The 19,418-nt window shown below is 72.5% G+C and carries 18 protein-coding genes and 1 rRNA gene; 5 read left to right on the forward strand and 14 right to left on the reverse strand.

What is annotated here, in order from left to right; translation table 11 throughout:
* Both VFZ92_RS00110 and tyrS read right to left on the reverse strand, forming a co-directional pair.
* Positions 1 to 73, reverse strand: a 16S ribosomal RNA gene (locus tag VFZ92_RS00110); the annotation flags it as partial.
* A 580-nt stretch (positions 74 to 653) separates the two neighbouring features.
* Positions 654 to 1,928 (reverse strand): tyrosine--tRNA ligase, encoded by a 1,275-nt coding sequence (gene tyrS / locus VFZ92_RS00115; protein WP_330873546.1) that lies wholly within the window; start codon positions 1,926 to 1,928, stop codon positions 654 to 656.
* Between the two features lie 108 nt (positions 1,929 to 2,036).
* On the opposite strand from tyrS, the gene VFZ92_RS00120 reads away from it, so the two are divergent.
* Positions 2,037 to 2,594 (forward strand): hypothetical protein, encoded by a 558-nt coding sequence (locus VFZ92_RS00120; protein ID WP_330873547.1) that lies wholly within the window; start codon positions 2,037 to 2,039, stop codon positions 2,592 to 2,594.
* A 54-nt stretch (positions 2,595 to 2,648) separates the two neighbouring features.
* Here VFZ92_RS00120 and VFZ92_RS00125 read toward each other — a convergent pair whose 3' ends face one another.
* The 10 genes from VFZ92_RS00125 to VFZ92_RS00170 form a co-directional block, all read right to left on the reverse strand.
* Positions 2,649 to 3,269: a DNA-3-methyladenine glycosylase gene (locus VFZ92_RS00125; RefSeq protein WP_330873548.1), complete on the reverse strand. Its 621-nt coding sequence runs from the start codon at positions 3,267 to 3,269 to the stop codon at positions 2,649 to 2,651.
* Positions 3,259 to 4,668 (reverse strand): argininosuccinate lyase, encoded by a 1,410-nt coding sequence (gene argH / locus VFZ92_RS00130; protein WP_330873549.1) that lies wholly within the window; start codon positions 4,666 to 4,668, stop codon positions 3,259 to 3,261. Before argH ends, VFZ92_RS00125 begins: the two co-directional genes overlap by 11 nt.
* Positions 4,665 to 5,729 (reverse strand): argininosuccinate synthase domain-containing protein, encoded by a 1,065-nt coding sequence (locus VFZ92_RS00135; protein ID WP_330873550.1) that lies wholly within the window; start codon positions 5,727 to 5,729, stop codon positions 4,665 to 4,667. Before VFZ92_RS00135 ends, argH begins: the two co-directional genes overlap by 4 nt.
* Entirely contained in the window at positions 5,722 to 6,216 is a 495-nt protein-coding gene (locus VFZ92_RS00140; RefSeq protein ID WP_330873551.1) for an arginine repressor, read from the reverse strand. The genes VFZ92_RS00135 and VFZ92_RS00140 overlap by 8 nt, the downstream gene beginning before the upstream one ends.
* Entirely contained in the window at positions 6,213 to 7,145 is a 933-nt protein-coding gene (gene argF / locus VFZ92_RS00145; protein WP_330873552.1) for an ornithine carbamoyltransferase, read from the reverse strand. The genes VFZ92_RS00140 and argF overlap by 4 nt, the downstream gene beginning before the upstream one ends.
* Positions 7,145 to 8,278, reverse strand: coding sequence for an acetylornithine transaminase (locus VFZ92_RS00150; protein WP_414719770.1), 1,134 nt, complete (start codon positions 8,276 to 8,278; stop codon positions 7,145 to 7,147). The genes argF and VFZ92_RS00150 overlap by 1 nt, the downstream gene beginning before the upstream one ends.
* Positions 8,279 to 8,304: 26 nt before the next feature.
* On the reverse strand, positions 8,305 to 9,180 hold the full coding sequence (argB, locus tag VFZ92_RS00155) for an acetylglutamate kinase (RefSeq protein ID WP_330873553.1): 876 nt from the start codon (positions 9,178 to 9,180) through the stop codon (positions 8,305 to 8,307).
* Positions 9,177 to 10,349 carry a bifunctional glutamate N-acetyltransferase/amino-acid acetyltransferase ArgJ gene (argJ, locus tag VFZ92_RS00160; protein WP_330873554.1) on the reverse strand — a complete coding sequence of 391 codons (1,173 nt, stop codon included), beginning with the start codon at positions 10,347 to 10,349 and terminating at the stop codon, positions 9,177 to 9,179. The genes argB and argJ overlap by 4 nt, the downstream gene beginning before the upstream one ends.
* Positions 10,346 to 11,368 carry an N-acetyl-gamma-glutamyl-phosphate reductase gene (gene argC, locus VFZ92_RS00165; RefSeq protein WP_330873555.1) on the reverse strand — a complete coding sequence of 341 codons (1,023 nt, stop codon included), beginning with the start codon at positions 11,366 to 11,368 and terminating at the stop codon, positions 10,346 to 10,348. The genes argJ and argC overlap by 4 nt, the downstream gene beginning before the upstream one ends.
* A gap of 207 nt (positions 11,369 to 11,575) precedes the next feature.
* Positions 11,576 to 12,415, reverse strand: a complete 840-nt coding sequence (locus tag VFZ92_RS00170; RefSeq protein ID WP_330873556.1) for a methyltransferase domain-containing protein — start codon at positions 12,413 to 12,415, stop codon at positions 11,576 to 11,578.
* Between the two features lie 137 nt (positions 12,416 to 12,552).
* Here VFZ92_RS00170 and VFZ92_RS00175 point away from each other — a divergent pair, with 137 nt between their 5' ends.
* The 3 genes from VFZ92_RS00175 to VFZ92_RS00185 are packed head-to-tail and all read left to right on the forward strand — an operon-like array spanning position 12,553 to position 14,655.
* On the forward strand, positions 12,553 to 12,936 hold the full coding sequence (locus VFZ92_RS00175; protein ID WP_330873557.1) for a GntR family transcriptional regulator: 384 nt from the start codon (positions 12,553 to 12,555) through the stop codon (positions 12,934 to 12,936).
* A gap of 10 nt (positions 12,937 to 12,946) precedes the next feature.
* Entirely contained in the window at positions 12,947 to 13,789 is an 843-nt protein-coding gene (locus VFZ92_RS00180; protein ID WP_330873558.1) for an ABC transporter ATP-binding protein, read from the forward strand.
* Positions 13,786 to 14,655 carry an ABC transporter permease subunit gene (locus tag VFZ92_RS00185; protein WP_330873559.1) on the forward strand — a complete coding sequence of 290 codons (870 nt, stop codon included), beginning with the start codon at positions 13,786 to 13,788 and terminating at the stop codon, positions 14,653 to 14,655. Before VFZ92_RS00180 ends, VFZ92_RS00185 begins: the two co-directional genes overlap by 4 nt.
* On the opposite strand, the gene VFZ92_RS00190 is transcribed toward VFZ92_RS00185, so the two are convergent.
* Both VFZ92_RS00190 and VFZ92_RS00195 read right to left on the reverse strand, forming a co-directional pair.
* Complete coding sequence (locus VFZ92_RS00190; RefSeq protein WP_330873560.1) at positions 14,652 to 18,248, reverse strand: hypothetical protein; 3,597 nt, start codon at positions 18,246 to 18,248, stop codon at positions 14,652 to 14,654. The genes VFZ92_RS00185 and VFZ92_RS00190 overlap by 4 nt on opposite strands.
* 291 nt (positions 18,249 to 18,539) lie before the next feature.
* A complete protein-coding gene (locus VFZ92_RS00195) occupies positions 18,540 to 18,716 on the reverse strand; it encodes a hypothetical protein (RefSeq protein ID WP_330873561.1) in 177 nt (58 codons plus the stop codon).
* Between VFZ92_RS00195 and VFZ92_RS00200 the strand changes: the two genes are divergently transcribed.
* Positions 18,715 to 19,386: a DNA alkylation repair protein gene (locus tag VFZ92_RS00200; RefSeq protein WP_330873562.1), complete on the forward strand. Its 672-nt coding sequence runs from the start codon at positions 18,715 to 18,717 to the stop codon at positions 19,384 to 19,386. The two genes, VFZ92_RS00195 and VFZ92_RS00200, sit on opposite strands and share 2 nt — an antisense overlap.
* Positions 19,387 to 19,418 lie beyond the last annotated feature (32 nt).

The following is a 19,418-nucleotide window of genomic DNA, read 5'->3' on the forward strand; positions in this document are numbered from 1 at the left end:
CTTACCGCTCGACTTGCATGTGTTAAGCACGCCGCCAGCGTTCGTCCTGAGCCAGGATCAAACTCTCCAATAATGAATTGCTTGATCGCTCCGAACAATCACTGACATTACTGTCAGTTGTCCAGTTTGATCTCAAAGGAAACCCATTGACTGGGTTCATATAAGTTACTGGCTATTCGGCACGCTGTTGAGTTCTCAAAGAACACGCGCACACCATCACCAGCCGCAAAACTGCGGCCCGATCCGGGGCATGTGCATATTCAAAGCTGAAGGTTTTGCTTAACTGAAACTAGACGCCCTGGCCAAATCGATCCTTAAGGACCGCCGACTGGGTCTTCCCGTTTCGGAGACTGCCCACTCTACCACAACTTCTGGGAGCTTGGTTCGCACTCTCCGTCTGGCTCCGGCCCGCTGGGCGGTCCGTGTTGGCCTGACTTGGAGAAAGTTACACGTGCCGGAACACCAGGTCAAATCGGGGGTCCAGCAGCGGGCGCACACCAAGAAACCGCAGGTCAAGTCATGTTCACCAACCCTACCAGCACGCTATCGCACCACCGTTCCGCGCAACAGTGTGACCGCCGTCACTCAAAAGAGATCGAAACGGCCGCCGCCCCACAGCGGGACGGCGGCCGTTCCAGCGAAGAAAGCCCAGGTCAGAGCTGTACGTGCACCCCGGCGGTGTTCCGCTTGCCGCGCCGCAGCACCAGCCACTTGCCGTGCAGGAGGTCCTCCTTGCCCGGCGTCCACTCCTCGTCGGTGACCTTCGCGTTGTTCACGTACGCGCCGCCCTCCTTCACCGTGCGGCGCGCGGCGCCCTTGCTCTCGGCCAGCCCCGAGCTGACCAGGAGGTCGACGATCGTCGGCGACTCCGACAGCACCGCGGTGCCGGTCGGGGCCTCGGCCATCGCCGCGTCCAGCGTGGACAGGTCGAGGTCGCCCAGCTCGCCGCGCCCGAACAGGGCCTGGCTCGCCGCGATGACCTGCTGGGTCTCGCGCTCCCCGTGGACCAGGTCGGTGAACTCCTGGGCCAGCCGCTTCTGGGCCGACCGCAGGTGGGGGCGCTCGGCGGTGTCCCGCTCCAGCTCCTCGATCTCCTCCCTGGTCAGGAAGGTGAACAGGCGCAGGTAGCGGATCACGTCGGCGTCGCCCACGTTCACGAAGTACTGGTACCAGGCGTACGGCGAGGTCATCTCCGGGTCGAGCCACACGCTGCCGCCGCCGGTCGACTTCCCGAACTTGCGGCCCTCGGCGTCGGTGACCAGCGGTGCGGTCAGCGCGTGCACCGACCTGCCGTCGACCTTCCTGACCAGCTCGACGCCACCGAGGATGTTGCCCCACTGGTCCGAGCCGCCGACCTGGAGGCTCGTGCCGTACGCGCGGTTGAGCTGGAGGTAGTCGTGCGACTGGAGCAGCAGGTAGCTGAACTCCGTGTACGACATCCCGTCGCTCTCCAGGCGCCGCTTCACGGTCTCGCGGCCGAGCATCACGTTGATCGAGAAGTGCTTGCCGATGTCGCGCAGGAACTCCAGCACCGGCACCTGGCCGGTCCAGTCGAGGTTGTTGGCCACGACCGCGCCCGTCGGCGAGTCGTCGAAGTCGACGAACCGCTCCAGCTGACCGCGGATCCGGTTCGCCCAGTCGGCGACCGTGTCGAGCGTGTTCAGCGTCCGCTCACCGTTGTCGCGGGGGTCGCCGATCATGCCGGTCGCGCCGCCCGCGAGGACGATGGGCCGGTGACCCGCGCGCTGGAAGCGGCGGAGCAGCAGCAGCGGGACGAGGTTGCCCGCGTGCAGGCTCGGCGCGGTCGGGTCGAAGCCGCAATAGAGGGTGAGCGGGCCGGAGTCCAGGTCTTTCCGCAGTGCGTCGAGGTCGGTGGAATGCGCGATCAGGCCGCGCCAGGACAGCTCGTCAAGGATGTGCTCGCTCACGGGGTCGATTCTCCCCTACCTGGTCAAAGCAGTTCACCGTGCAGTGCGGTTTGTGGCAGGCCCACGCCGGGTAGTCGTGTTCCGGGGGTAACCGAGAGGACTCGACCGATGACGTATCCGGATCGTGAACCGCGGCGCCCGGCCGAGAGGCACCCTCAGCCGGGCTACGCCGTCGAGGAGCAGCGGACCGAGCAGATGCGCGTCCGCGATCCCCGTGCCGGGGACCACCCGACGCAGGTCGGTGCGCCCGTGCCGCTGGAGGACGACGTGTCCCGGCGGGAGGACGTGGTGCGGCGCGAGGAGGTCGTGGAACGGCCGCGCGACGACCACGCCCGCGTGAAGACCGTGATGGTGGTGTGCGCGATCATCGACGTGGTGTGCCTGCTGTTCGCCATCGTGCTGGCGGTGCACATCTTCCTGGTGATCGGCGGCGCGAACGCGTCGAACGGCTTCGCGCAGATGATCGAGGGCTGGTCGTCGGCGGTGTCGCTGGGTCTGCGCGACCTGTTCACGCCGGAGAACCTCGGCGCGCGCACGCTGCTGAACGACGGTCTGGCCGCGGTCATCTGGCTGGTGCTGCGGGCCGTGCTGACGAACCTGATCACGCGGCTGGCGCTGCCCGTCGGCCAGCGCCGGGTCTGGTACCGCCGGACCGCGACCTACTAGGACCTCGTCGGTTCGGCACGACGACCCGGTCGGGGTCGTCGTGCCGAACCGTGGTCAGGACGGGCGCCGCTTCGCGCCCCTGCGGAACGTGCTCACGGCGGGCGAGTCCGCGATCCAGTACCGCCACGGCACCTCCATCGCGACCGAGATGCCCACGCGGGGGCCGGTCACGACCTCGGCGTCGGACACCGGGTCACCGGCGTAGAGCCGGACCGACGCCTCCGGCGCGGTGAGGTCGACCCCGTTGTGCGAGCGGTCCAGCCCGAGCACGCTGGTGAGCCGCGCGGGCCCCTTGGCGAGTTCGGCCTGGCCGCGGGCGGACGGGCGGCGGATGTGGGCCAGCTCGGAGCCCTTCACCACCTCGCCCGCGCGGATCAGGACCGCTCCGGGCTCGCCGTCGGTCAGCGAGACCACGTTGCAGCAGAAGTGCATGCCGTAAACGAAGTACACGTACAGGTGACCCGCGGGGCCGAACATCACCTCGTTGCGCGGGGTCTTGCCGCGGTGGCAGTGCGACGCCGGGTCGTCGAAGCCCCGGTACGCCTCCACCTCCACGATCCGCACGCCCACGACGCCCTCGGGGGTCGTGCTCTCCAGGACGCAGCCGAGCAGGAGCCGCGCCGCGTCGACGGGTTCGACGGCGAGCTCCTGCTCGGTGAGCTGCCTACCTGGCACGGCCTGCCGTGAACCCACGCGCGACCGACACGCGGTCGACCAGGTGCTTGAGCTGCTCGGCGACGCGGTCGGGCGAGGTGCCGCCGTGGCCGTTGCGGGACGCGATGGACCCGTGCACGGTGAGCACGTCGCGGACCGACGGCGTGAGGTGCGCGGAGACGTCGGCGAACTCCTGGTCGGTCAGCTCGTCCAGTCCGACGCCGCGGCCCTCGGCGACGCGGACGCACTCGCCCGCGGCCTCGTGCGCGATCCGGAACGGCACGCCCTGGCGGACCAGCCACTCGGCGATGTCGGTCGCCAGGGTGAAGCCGAGCGGCGCCACCTCGGCCATCCGGTCGGTGTCGTAGCGGATCGTCGACAGCATCCCGGCGATGGCGGGCAGCAGGAGCTCCAGCTGCTCGACGGAGTCGAACAGGGGCTCCTTGTCCTCCTGGAGGTCGCGGTTGTAGGCCAGCGGCTGGGCCTTCAGCGTGGCCAGCAGGCCGGTCAGGTTGCCGATCAGGCGTCCGGACTTGCCGCGGGTCAGCTCGGCGACGTCGGGGTTCTTCTTCTGCGGCATGATCGAGCTGCCGGTGGCCCACGCGTCGTCGAGCACGGCGAAGCCGAACTCCGACGTGGTCCAGATGATGACCTCCTCGGCGATCCGCGAGAGGTTCACGCCGATCATGGCCAGCACGAACGCGATCTCGGCGGCGAAGTCGCGCGACGCGGTGCCGTCGATGGAGTTCTCCACGGGCCCGGTGAAGCCGAGTTCGGCCGCCACGGCGGCCGGGTCCAGCCCGAGCGAGGAGCCCGCCAGCGCGCCGGAGCCGTACGGGGACAGCGCGGTGCGCCTGTCCCAGTCCTGGATCCGCTCGATGTCGCGCAGCAGCGACTGCGCGTGGGCGAGCAGGTGGTGGGCCAGCAGCACGGGCTGCGCGGCCTGGAGGTGGGTGCGGCCGGGCATGACCGCGGTCGGGTGCGCCTGCGCCTGGCCCACGAGGGCGTCGACCACGTCGAGCACGCCGTCGCCGACCCGGCGGGCCGCGTCCCGCAGCCACATCTTGAACAGGGTGGCGACCTGGTCGTTGCGCGACCGGCCCGCGCGGAGCTTGCCGCCGAGTTCCGGGCCCGCCCGTTCGATCAACCCCCGTTCGAGGGCGGTGTGCACGTCCTCGTCGGCGATCGTGGGCTCGAACGCGCCGGAGGCCGCGTCGGTCTCCAGCAGGTCGAGCGCCTGGATCATCCTGGTCAGCTCGTCGTCGGTCAGCAGCCCCGCGGCGTGCAGGACGCGGGCGTGGGCCCGCGAGCCCGCGATGTCGTACGGAGCCAGTCGCCAGTCGAAGTGCGTGGACGCCGACAGCAGCGCCATCGCCTCCGCGGGCCCCGACGCGAACCTTCCGCCCCACAGTGCGCTCACTTGTTCAAATCCCTCTTGCTCGGCAGATCCGGGAACTCGTCGAAGGTATCGCCTCGGCGGTCGGTGCCGCTGGCGGCGTCGCCGCGGGGGCCGTCGACGGCCGCGCGCCCGCCGTGCAGGCGGACCCGGACCTCCCCGGAGACGTGGTCCTGCGTGGTCTCGATGAACGCGTCCAGGGCGTTCTTCAGCGGGGAGAACCAGAGACCGTCGTGCACCAGTTCACCCCACCGGCGTTCGGCGTCCCGCTTGAACCGGGCGGTGTCGCGGTCCAGGGTCACGGCCTCCAGCGCCCGGTGGGCGGTGATGAGCGCGACGGCGCCGGGTGCCTCGCAGCACTCGCGGCCGTCGGCGTCGACGAGCCTGCCGACGCCGTGGTCGCGCGCCCGGCGGTTCAGCTCGCGGACGGCCTGGAGCGCGGTGACGGTCTCGCCGTCGAGCGCGACGGGGACGCCCCGGTCGAACGTCACCACGACCTCGTCCGGGTCGTACCACTCGGCGCCGCGGCGCTGGGAGAGGCCGACCACGCGGCCCCACGCGGTCCGGTCGGCCGAGTACGGGGAGGTCCGGGTGACGTCGATGGGCAGGGCGCGCTCCTCGACCCAGCGGATCGCCTCCTCCCGCGTCCAGGAGGAGTACCGCAGGGGCGCGAGCACCTCCAGGTCGGGGGCGAGGGCGCCGATGCCGATCTCGAACCACTCGGCGCGGGCGGAGCCGTGCGCGACGGCCGTCGCGCCGTGCCGCTCGGCTGCCTCGGCGAGGTGCTTGACGACGACCGGGCGGGACACCGCGGACGCCAGCGGGCGCTCGCCGCGGCGGAGGGCGTTCGCGCGGACGGCGGGGAGGCAGTAGTCGGTGGCGAACTCGTCGCGCGCGTCCACCACGACGGCGTCGACGGCACCGCAGGCCAGCGCGCGCCGCCGGAGCACGGCCGGGTCCTCGCCGCCCTGACCGAGGTCGACGGCGACGGCCACCACCTCGGCCCCGGTCCGCTCGGCGAGGCGGCCGAGGGCGACCGAGCTGTCCAGGCCGCCGGAGTAGGCGAGGACCACCCGCTCAGTCATGGTCGTCGCCCTGCTGGCCCTCGGACAGCGACGTGATCCGCTCGGCGAGCTCGGCGCCGGTGAGCGGGTCGCGGGCGACGACGATGATCGTGTCGTCGCCCGCGATGGTGCCGACGATGTCGTGCAGAGCGGCCCGGTCGAGCGCGCTGGCGAGGAACGAGGCCGCGCCGGGCGGGGTGCGCAGCACGGCGAGGTTCGCCGAGTGGTCGACGGAGACGAGCAGTTCGCCGAGCACGCGCGCCAGGCGGGACGTGCCGCCCTGGACGCCGCGCACGGGGCTGCCGTCCTCGGGGATCACGTAGACCGGCGCGCCCCCGTCGGCTCCGCGCAGCTTGACCGCGCCGAGTTCGTCCAGGTCGCGCGACAGGGTCGCCTGCGTGACCTCGATGCCTTCCATGGCCAGGGTTTTCGCCAACTCCGACTGGCTGCGGATGGCCCGCTGCGACACGAGTTCGACGATGCGCCCCTGGCGCGCGGTCCTGGTCATGACTCGGAGTTCTCCAGCAACCAGACCAGCAGCGCCTTCTGGGCGTGCAGCCGGTTCTCGGCCTCGTCCCACACGGCGCTGTCCGGGCCGTCGAGGACCTCGTCGGTGATCTCCCAGCCGCGGTGCGCGGGCAGGCAGTGCAGGACCGTGGTCCTGACGCCCGTCGCGGCCACGAGTGCGGCGTTCACCTGGTAGGGCCGGAACGGGCTGACGCGGTCGAGCCCGTCGTTCTCCTGGCCCATGGACGTCCACGTGTCGGTGATCAGCACGTCCGCGCCGTCGACGGCCTCGCGCGGGTCGGTGACCAGCTCCACGGAGCCGCCGGTCTCGGCGGCGCGCTTCTTGGCGTCGTCGAGGATCCAGGGCAGCGGCACGAACGACGGGGGCGCGGCGATGCGGACGTTCATGCCCGCGGTGGCCCCGCCGAGCAGCATCGAGTGCGACATGTTGTTCGCGCCGTCGCCGAGGTAGGTCGCGGTGAGGCCCGCGAGCTTCCCGTGCCTGCTGCGGATGGTCTGGAGGTCGGCGAGCACCTGGCACGGGTGGAACTCGTCGGTGAGCGCGTTGACGACCGGCACCCGCGACACCGAGGCCATGGCCTCCATGCGCTTCTGCGCGAACGTCCGCCACACCACCGCGTCCACGTACCCGGACAGGATGCGGGAGGTGTCCTCGATGGTCTCCTCGCGGCCGAGCTGCATGGAGCGGCCGTCGATGATGACCGGGTTGCCGCCGAGCTGCGCGATGCCGACCTCGAACGAGAGCCGGGTGCGGGTGGAGTTCTTCTCGAAGATCACGGCGACGGACTTGGGGCCCGCCAGCGGCTTCGCGGTGAACCGGTCGGCCTTGTAGGTGTCGGCCAGGTCGAGCACGGCGAGCTGCTCGTCGGGCGTCAGGTCGTCGTCGCGGAGGAAGTGCCTCGGGGTCATCACGGCTCCAGGAACGTGGGGAAGTCGGCGACGAGCCGAAGGGCGTCGGTCTCCTCGAGCACGAGCGGCGGGGCGAGCCGGACCACGTCGGGCTGGACGGCGTTGATCAGGTACCCGGCGCGCTGCGCGGCCGCCGCGGCCTTGGCCGAGACCGCCTCCCGCAGCGTGATGCCGAGCAGCAGGCCTGCGCCGCGGACCCCGGAGACGAGCGGGTGGTTCAGGGCCTCGATGCCGGTGGCGATCTCCTTGCCGACGGTCGAGACGTGTTCGAGCAGCCCCTCGGACACGATGGTGTCGAGGACGGCGAGCGCGGCGGAGCAGCTCACCGGGTTGCCGCCGAACGTGGTGCCGTGCTGGCCGGGTTCGAGCAGGGCCGCGGTGTCGCCGACGGCGACGCACGCGCCGAGCGGGAGCCCGCCGCCGAGGCCCTTGGCCAGGGTGAACACGTCCGGCACGACACCGGCCTGCTGGAAGGCGAACCAGGTGCCGAGGCGGCCGATGCCGGTCTGCACCTCGTCCAGCACCAGCAGCGCGCCGTGCCGCGAGGTGATCTCGCGGGCGGCCTGGAGGTAGCCGGCGGGCGGGACGACGACGCCGTTCTCGCCCTGGACCGGCTCGACGACGAACGCGGCGGTCTCGTCGTCGACCGCGGCCTCGAGCGCGGCGACGTCACCGAAGGGGATGTGCACGACACCGGGGACGAGCGGCTCGAACGGGGCGCGCTTGGGCGGCTGGCCGGTGAGCGCGAGCGCGCCCATCGTGCGGCCGTGGAACCCGCCCTCGGTGGCGACGACCTTGGTGCGGCCGGTCCGCCGGCTGATCTTGAACGCGGTCTCGTTGGCCTCGGCGCCGGAGTTGCAGAACAGCACCCGGCCCGCGCCGTCCACACCGGACAGTTCGAGCAGGCGCTCGGCCAGCGCAAGGGACGGCTGGTTGATGTAGAAGTTCGAGGTGTGGGACAGCTTCCCGATCTGCTCCGTCACCGCGGCGACGATCGCCGGGTGGGCGTGGCCGAGCGCGTTCACCGCGATGCCCGACACCAGGTCGAGGTAGCGGTTGCCGTCGGTGTCCCAGACGAACGCGCCCTCGCCGCGGTCGAGCGTGATCTGCGGCGTCCCGTAGTTGTTCATCATCGCGGCTTGCCACCGCTGCTGGTCGTTCACGATCCATCCCCCGTGACCATCGTTCCGACACCGCTGGAGGTGAAGACCTCCAGCAGCACGGAGTGCTCCACCCTGCCGTCGATGACGTGCGCCCGCGGGACACCGCCGCGCACCGCCCGCAGGCAGGCCTCCATCTTCGGGACCATGCCGCTGTCCAGGTGCGGCAGCATCTTCTCCAGGTCGTCCGCGCTCACCTCGTGCAGCAGCGACGACCGGTCCGGCCAGTCCGAGTACAGACCCTCGACGTCGGTCAGCACCACGAGCTTCCGCGCCCGCAGCGCGATGGCGAGCGCACCGGCGGCGGTGTCCGCGTTCACGTTGTGCACGACGCCGTCGGCGTCCGGCGCGACCGAGCTGACGACCGGGATCCGGCCCGCCCGCACGAGGTCCAGCACGGCGTCCGGGTTCACGCCCACGATGTCGCCGACCAGGCCGATGTCCACCGGCTCGCCGTCCACGATCGCGGGGCGGCGGCTCGCGGTGAACAGGTGGGCGTCCTCGCCGGACATGCCGACCGCGTGCGGGCCGTGGGCGTTGATCAGGCCGACGAGTTCCCGGCCGACCTGGCCGACCAGGACCATGCGGACGACGTCCATCGCCTCCGGCGTGGTGACCCGCAGGCCGCCGCGGAACTCGCTGTGGATGCCCAGCCTCGTGAGCATCGCGCCGATCTGCGGGCCGCCGCCGTGCACGACGACCGGGTGCAGGCCCGCGAGCTTGAGGAACACCATGTCCTCGGCGAACGCCCTCTTGAGCCGGTCGTCGACCATGGCGTTGCCGCCGTACTTCACCACGACGACCGCGTCGCGGAACCGCTGCAACCACGGCAGCGCCTCGACCAGGACGGCCGCCTTCTCGCCCGCCGGGTTCACGACGAGTACGCGCTGTTCTCTTCGACGTACTCGTGCGACAGGTCGGTGGTGAGGATCGTCGCGGTCGCGCCGCCCACGCCGAGGTCGATCACGATCTCGATCTCGCGGCCGGACAGGTCGGCCGCGGAGCGGTCCTCGGCCTTGGTGCCGTTGGCGAACAGCGTGGCGCGGTTGATCGTGATGCCCAGCCGGTCCGGGTCGATCACGGCGTCGGCGCGGCCGATCGCCATCGCGATCCGGCCCCAGTTCGGGTCCGAGCCGTACAGCGCGGTCTTGACCAGGTTGTCCTCGGCGACCGTGCGGCCGACCAGGACCGCCTCCGCCTCGGTCGCGGCACCTCGGACGGTGATCGAGACCTCCTTGGTGACGCCCTCGGCGTCGCCCTGGAGCTGCTTGACCAGGTCGCCCGCGACGGCGGTGAGCAGGGCCGTGAAGTCCTCGGCGGTCGGCGTCACGCCCGACGCGCCGGAGGCCAGCACGAGCACGGTGTCGTTGGTGGACGTGCCGCCGTCGACGTCGAGGCGGTCGAACGTCCGGGTGGTGGCCGCGCGCAGGGCCGTGTCGAGCGCGGCGCCGTCGATGACGGCGTCGGTGGTGATGACCGACAGCATCGTGGCCATGTTCGGCGCGAGCATCCCCGCGCCCTTCACGAAACCGCCGATCGACCAGCCGTCGGCGTGCGCCTCCCACGACTGCTTGGCGCGCGAGTCCGTGGTGAGCACGGCGGTCGCGGCGTTGAAGCCCGCCTCGACGGTGCTGTCGAGCGCCTTGGCCGCGCTGTCCACACCGGACCGGACCGCGTCCATCGGCAGCCGCTCGCCGATCAGGCCGGTGGAGCAGACGGCGACCTCGATCGCGCCGCAGTCCAGCACCTCTGCGACCTTCTCGGCCGTGGCGTGCGTGTCCTGGAAGCCCTCGGGGCCGGTGCACGCGTTCGCGCCGCCGGAGTTGAGGACGACCGCGGTGAGCCGCCGCTCCTTGATGACCTGCGCGGACCACAGCACCGGCGCGGCCTTGACCTTGTTCGTGGTGAACACGCCCGCGGCCGCGTCCAGCGGCCCGGTGTTCACCACCAGGGCAAGGTCCGGCGCACCGGTCGCCTTGATGCCCGCGGCGACGCCCGCCGCCGTGAAGCCCAGGGGGCCGGTAACACCCTTGTCGCGGATCATGGAGCCACTCCCACAGTGGACAGGCCGGTCGTCTCCGGCAGGCCGAGCGCCAGGTTCATGCACTGCACGGCGGCACCGGCGGTGCCCTTCGTCAGGTTGTCGATCGCCGCCACGACGACGAGGCGGTTCAGGTCGGGGTCCACCGCGACCTGGATCTGCACCGCGTTCGAGCCGAGCACGGCGCCCGTGGTGGGCCAGTGGCCCTCGGGCAGCAGGTGCACGAACGGCTCGTCCGCGTACGCCTCCTCGTAGACCGCCCGCACGTCCCGCGCCTCCGGGCGCAGCTGCGCCGAGCAGGTGGCGAGGATGCCGCGCGGCAGCGGTGCCAGCACGGGGGTGAACGACACCCCGATCGGCCGGTCCGCGACGGCGCTGAGGTTCTGCACGATCTCGGGCGTGTGGCGGTGCGTGCCGCCGACGCCGTACGCGCTCAGCGAGCCCATCACCTCCGAGCCCAGCAGGTTCGTCTTCGCGGCCTTGCCCGCGCCGGACGTGCCGGACACCGCGACCACCACCACCTCGGGTTCGACCAGGTCGGCGGCGACCACGGGGGCGAGCGCGAGGGAGGACACGGTCGGGTAGCAGCCGGGGACGGCGACGCGCCTGGTCCCGACGAGCTTCTCCCGCTGACCGGGGAGTTCGGGGAGGCCGTAGGGCCAGTGGCCCGCGTGCTCGCCGCCGTACCAGCGCTCCCACGCCCACGCGTCCACCAGCCGGTGGTCGGCCCCGCAGTCGACGACGAGCACGTCGTCGCCGAGCCGGGCCGCCAGGTCGGCGGACTTGCCGTGGGGCAGCGCGAGGAACACGACGTCGTGGCCTGCCAGCACCTCGACCGTCGTGTCCTGGAGCACCCGGTCGGCGAGCGGCAGCAGGTGGGGCTGGTGGGCGAGCAGCGGGCTGCCCGCGTTGCCACCGGCCGTGAGGGCACCGATCTCCACGTCGGGGTGGGAGAGCAGGAGCCGCAGCACCTCGCCCCCCGCGTACCCGCTGGCTCCGGCGACCGCGATCCGCACTGTCATGCGGATAATTATGCATTGCGCTGCAAACTTACTCAACCCTTATTCGGGCCCCTGTCCGGGTGACCCGGCTCGCACCCGCACAGCGCACCCCGACATCCGACCGTACACGGCACCCGACCTCCGCGGGGCGCCGTCTGCCAGCGGAAACACCCCGGCAGCACGCGGGGCCGCGGTCGGCTCGACCACGGCCCCGCGACGCGACCCGGATCAGGCGGGCTTCACCGCGACGAACTCGCCGACGGTGAACACACCCGCGGCGCGCGCGGCGTCGAGCGCCCGCTTGCCCTCCGCGAACACGTCGCTCTCCTCGCCCTCGTAGGCGAACCAGCCCTGGCCGTCCTCCGGCGGGGTGCTGCCCCAGCAGGGCACGTCGGGGTAGAGGTCGACGGCCCGCTCCACCACGAGGCCCGCGTCCTCGATCATCCGCCGGTAGCCCTCGACGGTGCCGTGCCAGGGGATCGAGATGTGGTGCTCGACCGGGTCCATCCACCGCTTGATCTGCTCCGCGGTCCGGTGCTCGCCGAACGGGCGCTGGAGCCAGTCCACACCGACCAGACGTCCGCCCGGCTTGAGGACGCGGGCCGCCGCGCGGAAGAACGCGGCCTTGTCCGGCAGGTGGCAGACCGACTCGTACCAGGTCACGGCGTCCAGGCAGCCGTCGGGCCACGCGGAGAGGGTGCGGTAGTCGTCGTCGCCGATCGTGTGGAACGCGACCTGCTCGCCGAACCCCATCTCGCGGGCGTAGTCCCGCGCCCGCTGGGACAGCCACTCGTTGTTGCTCACGCCGACGAAGTGGGCTCCGCTGACGGACGCCATGTGGACCGTCGCGCCACCCACACCGGAGCCGAAGTCGAGCGCCCAGTCGCCCGCGCCGAGCCCGGCGTCCGCGACCAGCCGCTCCTCCAGGACACGCGCGGCCTCGGCCGGCGAGTGCCCGGCCTGCTCCGACGCCAGGTCACCGTGGTGCCAGAACGGCCCCATCAGCGCTTCGTACGCGGGTCCGGCCACGTCGTAGTAGGCCCGGACGCGCTCTTCCACATCTCCCACTTGCCACCCTCCTCGAATTCCGCAAGAGGGTCGCACCACCCGCTTCGCGGTCGGTACCGCCGTCGGGACGGGACTTGCGTCACGGTGGGCCCCCGGTGCATCATGCTTTCACCAATTAAGTAGTGAAAGGGTCTTGGGTGATCGAGTTCCGGATCGACCGCCGCTCCGGGGTCGCCGCCTACCTGCAACTCGTGCACCAGACGAAGCAGGCACTGCGGTTGGGACTGCTCCAGCCCGGCGACCGGCTGCCGACGGCCAAGGAGGTCATGACGGCGACCGCCATGAACCCCAACACGGTGTTGAAGGCGTACCGGGAGCTCGAACGTGAGGGGCTCGTCGAAGGCAGGCGGGGATTGGGCACGTTCGTGATCGGGACGCTGGCGAGGCCGGGGGCGAGCGACGACGGGCCGCTGCGGGAAGGGCTCGGGGCGTGGCTGGCGACGGCCGAGACCGCCGGGCTGGAGCGGGAAGACGTGGAGGCACTGGTGAAGGCCGTGCTGGACGAGCACTACGGGACGTGAGGAAGTCACCATGGACGAGGGGTCGGCCGCGCTCGCCGCGGCCGGATTGGGCAAGCGCTACCGGCGGGGCTGGGCGCTGAAGGACTGCACGTTCACGTTGCCCGTCGGGCGGATCGCGGCGCTGGTCGGGCCGAACGGCGCGGGCAAGTCGACGCTGATGTCGCTGGCGACGGGGCTGCTGCGCGCGACCGAGGGCGGCGTCGAGGTGCTGGGCAGGCCGGGGTTCCTCGCGCAGGGGAAGCCGCTGTACCAGGGGTTCACCGTCGACGAGATGCTGCGGGCGGGTCGGCTGCTGAACCCGGACTGGGACGACGAGTACGCGCGGCGGCTGGTCGACGAGGCTCGGGTGCCGCTGGGGGCGAAGGTCCGCACGCTGTCCGGCGGGCAGCGGACGCGGGTCGCGCTGGCCGTGACGCTCGGCCGCAGGCCGGAGGTCGTGCTGCTGGACGAGCCGCTGGCCGACCTGGACCCGTTGGCGCGCCAGGAGGTCATGCAGGCGCTGATGGCCGAGGTCGCCGAGACCGGGACGACCGTGGTGCTGTCGTCGCACGTCCTCGCGGACCTCGACGGGATCTGCGACCACCTGCTCCTGCTGTCCAACGGGCGGGTGCGGCTCGCGGGCGACGTGGAGGACCTGCTGGCCGAGCACCGGCTGGTGGTCGGACCGCGGTCGCTGGACGTGCCGCCCGAGGTGCTGGTGGAGCGGCGCGACACCGACCGCCAGTCGACGGTGCTGGTGCGCGGGTGGGAGGGCCCGCCGGGCGTGGAGGTGCTCGACCCCACGCTGGAGGAGTTGGCGCTCGGGTACTTCCGGGCGGGTCGCGTGGCGGCCGAGCGGGGGGTGGCGGCATGACGTGGGTGGCGTGGCGGCAGCAGCGGCTGCTGACCCTGGTGTCGCTGGGGATCGTGGCGGTGGTCGCCGCCGGGATGGCCTGGCTGTGGGCCGACGTGGCCTCGGTGATGCCGATGGACCTCGCGGGCCTCGACCTGCGCTACGACGAGTTCCTCCAGTACGTCCCGATGGTGATGCTGGTCCTGCCGGTGCTGCTGGGGATGTTCGCCGGTGCCCCGGTGTTCGCCCGCGAACTGGAGCAGGGCACGCACGTCTTCGGCCTCACCCAGTCGATCGGCCGGACCCGGTGGTGGACGACGAAGGTGCTCGTCGCCGGTGTCCCGGTGACGGTGGCGATGACGCTGCTCGGGCTGCTCAACGCGAAGGCCCTGGGGCCGTTGAGCACCCTGATGACGAGCAGGCTCCAGACCCCGATGTTCGAGAGCCAGGGGCTCGTCCTCGGCGCGTACACGGCGTTCGCGTTCGCGCTCGGGGCCACGGCGGGGCTGCTGGTGCGCAGCACGCTGGCCTCCATGGCGATCACCATCGCCGGGTACCTCGCGCTGCTGGTCGTCGTCGGCAACGCGGCCCGGCCCCACTACGCCACGCCGGAGTTCGCCCCGTCCGGCGCGGGCGAGCCCGGCGCGTGGCGCGTGGAGATCGGCTACCAGGACGCGCGGGGCAACCCGATGGACTTCTCCCCCGGCGAGTGCGGGCTGGAGTCGCTCCCGGTCTGCATGACCCAGCACGGCGTCGCGGGCCAGTTCACCAGGTTCCACCCGGCCGAGCGGTTCTGGGACTTCCAGCTCCTGGAGAGCGGGATCGTCGTCCTGGCCGTCGCGGCGCTGCTGGGCGTCGGCGCGTGGGCCGTGCGCCGGATCCACTAGGGACACGGCGGTTCCAGCGGCAGGCCGGGGAACTGCCGGGCCCACTGGTCGGCGGTGATGGGCGGTGCGGCCACCGCGCAGATCCGCTCCACGACCCGGTCGACGTCGAGTTCCCACAGCCGCACCGCGTGGTCGCCGCCCGCCGAGGCGAGGGTCCGGCCGTCCGGGCTGAACGCGACGGTCCAGATCCGGTCGGTGTGGCCCCGCAGCACCAGCGGGTCGCGCGGGTCGGCCACGGTCCACACCCGGACCGTCTCGTCGTTGCCCGCGGTCGCCACCCGGCGGCCGTCCGCGCTGAACACCACCCGCTGCACCGGGCCGTTGTGGCCGGTCAGCGTGGCGAGCGGCAGGGGGTGGCGGGGGTCGGCGAGGTCCCAGAGCTTGGCGGTGGCGTCGATGCTCGACGTGGCGAGCACCGACCCGGTGAACGCCACCGAGGACACGGTGCCGCTGTGACCGGTCAACGGCGGCAGGGCGCGCGGGTGGTCGGGGTCCGCGACGTCCCACAGCCCCACCTCCCGGTGGTCGGTGGCGACGGCGAGCGTGCGGCCGTCGCCGCTGATCGCCAGGTGCGAGAACTGGTCGTGCGGGTCGGTGGTGACGGTGCTCCGCAGCCGCGGGCTCCGGGGATCGGCGACGTCCCACAGCGCGACCAGCCCGTCGACGTTCGACGTCACCAGCAGTGCGCCGTCGGCGCTGAACGCGGCCGTCACCACCCCGGTGGACTCGGCGGGCAGCGCGACCGGCTCGGTGCCCGGCCACAGCCGCACCACGCCGTCGAGGTCACCGGTGGCGAGGACGTCGCCGCGCGGCGCGTAGGCGACGACGCCGACCGGTCCGGCGTGCACCGGGAGGGCGCCGACCTCGGTGACGTGGAACGGTTCCGGCCGCCACGTCCGCACGGTCGCGTCCTCGGACCCGGACGCGAGCGTGCGGCCGTCCGGGCTGAACGCCACCGACCACACCGGTTCGGTGTGCCGGGCGACGGCGAGCCCGCCGAGGTCCTCCAACCGCACCACGCGGTCGTCGCTCGTGGTGGCCAGGGTGCTGCCGTCGGGGCTGAACGACGCGGACCACACGGCGTCGGTGTGACCGGTGAACGCCACCAGCTCGGAGGGCGCGCGGACGTCGGAGACGTCCCACAGCCGGGCCGTCTTGTCGTCGGCGGCGGTGGCGAGCGTCCGGTCGTCCGGGCCGAACGCGAGGCCGTGCACCACGCCCGCGTGGCCCGCGGCGGTCGACAGCGCGGCGGGTCGCGTCGGATCGGCGACGTCCCACAGCCGCGCGGTCCGGTCCCCGCCGCCCGTGGCCAGCGTGCGGCCGTCACGGGTGAACGCCACGGCCAGCGCCTCGCCGCCGAGGTCCACCGCGGACAGCTGTCCGCCGGTGGCGAGGTCCCACAGGCGGACCGTGCCGTCCCAGCTCGCCGAGGCCAGCACGCCGCCGCCGATCGCGAGGGCGTGCACCAGGCCGGTGTGGCCCGCGAGCGTGCGCAGCGGCGCAGGCCCGCGGGGATCGGCCAGGTCCCACAGGCGGATCGTGCCGTCCTCGCCCGCGGTGGCGAGCACCCGGCCGTCGGCCCGGAAGGCCACGGCCTCGATCTGGCCGACGTGCCCGGTGACGGTCGCGAGCGCCACCGGGGCGCGGGGATCGGTCACGTCCCAGAGCCGCGCGGTGCCGTCGTAGCTCGCGGTCGCCAGCCGCGAGCCGTCCGGGCTGAACGCGAGCGCGTGCACGGCGTCCTGGTGCCCGGTGAGCCTGCCGAGTTCACGCGGCCGGTGCACGTCGCCGACGTCCCACAGCACCACGACCCGGTCGCGGGCCGCCGTCGCGAGCAGCGTGCCGCCGGGGTGGAAGACCGCCCCCGTGGTCGCCTCGGCGTGCGCGGTGATCCTGGTGGCGTACGGGGCGGCGACCGTGCTGAGGAGGCTGTCGCGCGCCTCGGGCAGCGGCGCCAGCCGGTACGCGGCCAGCCGGAGCTGCGCGGCCAGCGCGGGATCGGTCTGGCCGATCACGTCGGCGTCCGTGACCGCCTTGCGCGCCAGCGTGACCGCGAGCTGCGCGTCGGCCGCGCCTCGGGCGCCGACCGCGACGACCGTGGCCGCCACGGCGACCACCAGCAGCACCGACAGCACGCCGACGAGCTGCCGGAGCCTGCGCGTCCGCCGCCGCGCGGCCTCCCGCTCCGCCGCCTCGGCGGCGAGGCCCGCGTCGAGGAACGTCCGCTCCCGCTCGTTGAGCACGCTCGGGTCGCGCCGCGCCCAGTCCGTCGCGAGGGCCAGCGGAGCACCCCGGTACAGCGACCCCGCGTCCCGCCCGTGCTCCTCCCACGCCCGTGCCGCCTCGGTCAGGTGGCGGTGGACCCGCAGACCGGCTCGGTCCTCGGCGATCCACTCCCCGAGCCGCGGCCACGACCGCAGGACGGCCTCGTGGCTCAGCTCCACCCCGTCGTCGTCCACGGTCAGCAGTCGGGCCCGCGCGAGGCTCTCCAGCACCTCGGCGTGGTCGCCGGTCAACTCCGCGCGCCGGACCCGGCGCTTGGTGTCCTCGACACCGTCACCGGGCGCGATGAGCCGCAGGAAGACCTGGCGGGCCAAGGCCCTGCTCCCGTCGTCGAACCCGGCGTAGACGTCCTCGGCGGACTTCGCGACCGCGCCCGCGATGCCGCCGGTCGCCTCGTAGCCCGCGACGGTCAGCGTGTCGTCCTCGCGGCGGCGCCACGTCTCCAGCAGGGCGTGCGACAGGTGCGGGAGGACTCCGGGTTCACCGGTCGCGTCGGCGACCAGCCGGGCCACGAGGTCCGCCTCCACCACGCAGCCCGCCTTGAGCGCGGGCCGCGTGATCGCACTTCGCAGCTCCTCCGCGGACATCGGCCCGACCAGGAGCTGGCCCGACTCCACGGCCTCGGCGAGGTCCGGGTGGTCGGCGCAGTGCCCGTAGAAGTCGGCCCGCAGCCCCAGCACGACCCGCGTCCGCCTCGGCAGCGCGACGAGCCCGGCGATGAAGGCGGCGCGCTCCTCCTGGTCTCCGCAGAGCGTGAAGACCTCCTCGAACTGGTCGACGACCAGGAGCGTGACCGGGCCGAGGTCGTCGAGCAGCGCGGCCGGGTGCGCGCCCGGCGTGACCAGCTTCGCGGTGCCGTCCGCCGACGCCAGCAGACCAGCGCGCAGCAGCGACGACTTGCCCGACCCCGACGCCCCGACCACGGCCACCAGACCGCGTTCGGCCAGCCGGTCCCGCAGCTTCCCGAGCAGCCGTTCGCGGCCGAAGAACCGATCGGCGTCCCGCTCGCCGAAGCAGGCGAGCCCGACGTAGGGAGCGGTCGACGACCCCGGCTCCGACAGCGCGCGCCACCGCCGCTCCCACTCGCCCTCGTCGCCGCCGCACTCGCGCACGTAGGCGAGGAGCACCGGGAGGCTGGGCAGCCGCTGGCCCCTGGCCGCGTCGGCGAGCGTCGTCGGCGAGTAGTGCGTGGCGCGGCCCAGTTCGCGGTAGCCGGGCGAACCCGCCCGTTCCCGCAGCCGCCTCAGGTCGAACGCGAAGTGCTGCACCGGGCCCGCGTGCGGGTCCACCGGGCTCTCAGGACGCGGCATGGCTCCCCTCCACCGACCGATGATCTTATCGGCCCGATCCTGTCGAGGTCTGTGCCGGTGCCGGGTGGATAGGGGATCGACACCGCTCTGACCGGGTGTCGACGCGGGCCGTGCGCCACGGGCGCGGGCCGCCGCCGGAGTCGTCCGGGATCAGCTCTCCCGGCTCCGCGCTGCCGGGGTCGGCGCTGCGGGGTCAGGGTGACACCGTCGTCCGGCACATCACGACGTCGACCTCGTCCTGGAACGAGTCGTCGGGCACCCGACCGCCGCGCAGCACGTTGTCCAGCGCGATCAGGCCTCCGGGCCGCAGGCGGCGGACCAGTTCCTCGTAGTGGTCGGGGTACCGACCTTGTCGGCGTCGACGAACGCGAGGTCGACCACCTCGTCGGCCAGGAGGTGGTCGCTCACCGCCGGGTTGATCAGGTCCATGACGCCGAACTCGCCCGAGTCGCCTACGGTGACCGGCATGGATCTGGTCGGCGCGGCGCGTGCCGGACTGGCTCGGGTGGCGGACCCGGCGAAGGCCGACGACATGCGCCGCTACATGAGGTCGGCGCTCCCTTTCCGCGGTGTCGCGAAGCCGGAGCGGGCGAGGCTGGCGAAGCAGTTGTTCGCGGCGCACCCGATGCCGGACGCCGAGACGTGGGTGGCGACCGTGCTGGAACTGTGGCGCGGAGCCGAGTACCGCGAGGAGCGCTACCTGGCCCTGGACCTGATCGGCGCCTACCCGCGGTGGCAGGACGTCGGGCTGCTGCCGCTCTACGACGAGCTGATCGTCACCGGGGCGTGGTGGGACTTCGTGGACGAGATCGCGAGCAAGCGCGTCGGTCCCCTGCTGCGCTCGGACCCGGAGGTGGTCGCTCCGCTGCTGCGGACGTGGGCCCGTGACGACGACCGTTGGCGACGGCGCACGTCGGTGATCTGCCAGCTTGGCTCGAAAGCCGCGACCGACACCGACCTGCTGGCCGAGTGCGTCGAGGCGAACATCGCCGACCAGGACTTCTTCCTCCGCAAGGGCATCGGCTGGGCACTGCGACAACACGCGAGAACCGACCCCCACTGGGTTCGAGCATTCGTGGACACCCACCCGGCCCTGTCACCACTGTCCCGCCGCGAAGCACTCAAACACCTCGGCTGACCACGAGCGCCCTGGCTCATACCACTCAACAG

Origin of the sequence: Umezawaea sp. (assembly GCF_036375055.1) — a bacterium.
GTDB lineage: Bacteria > Actinomycetota > Actinomycetes > Mycobacteriales > Pseudonocardiaceae > Umezawaea.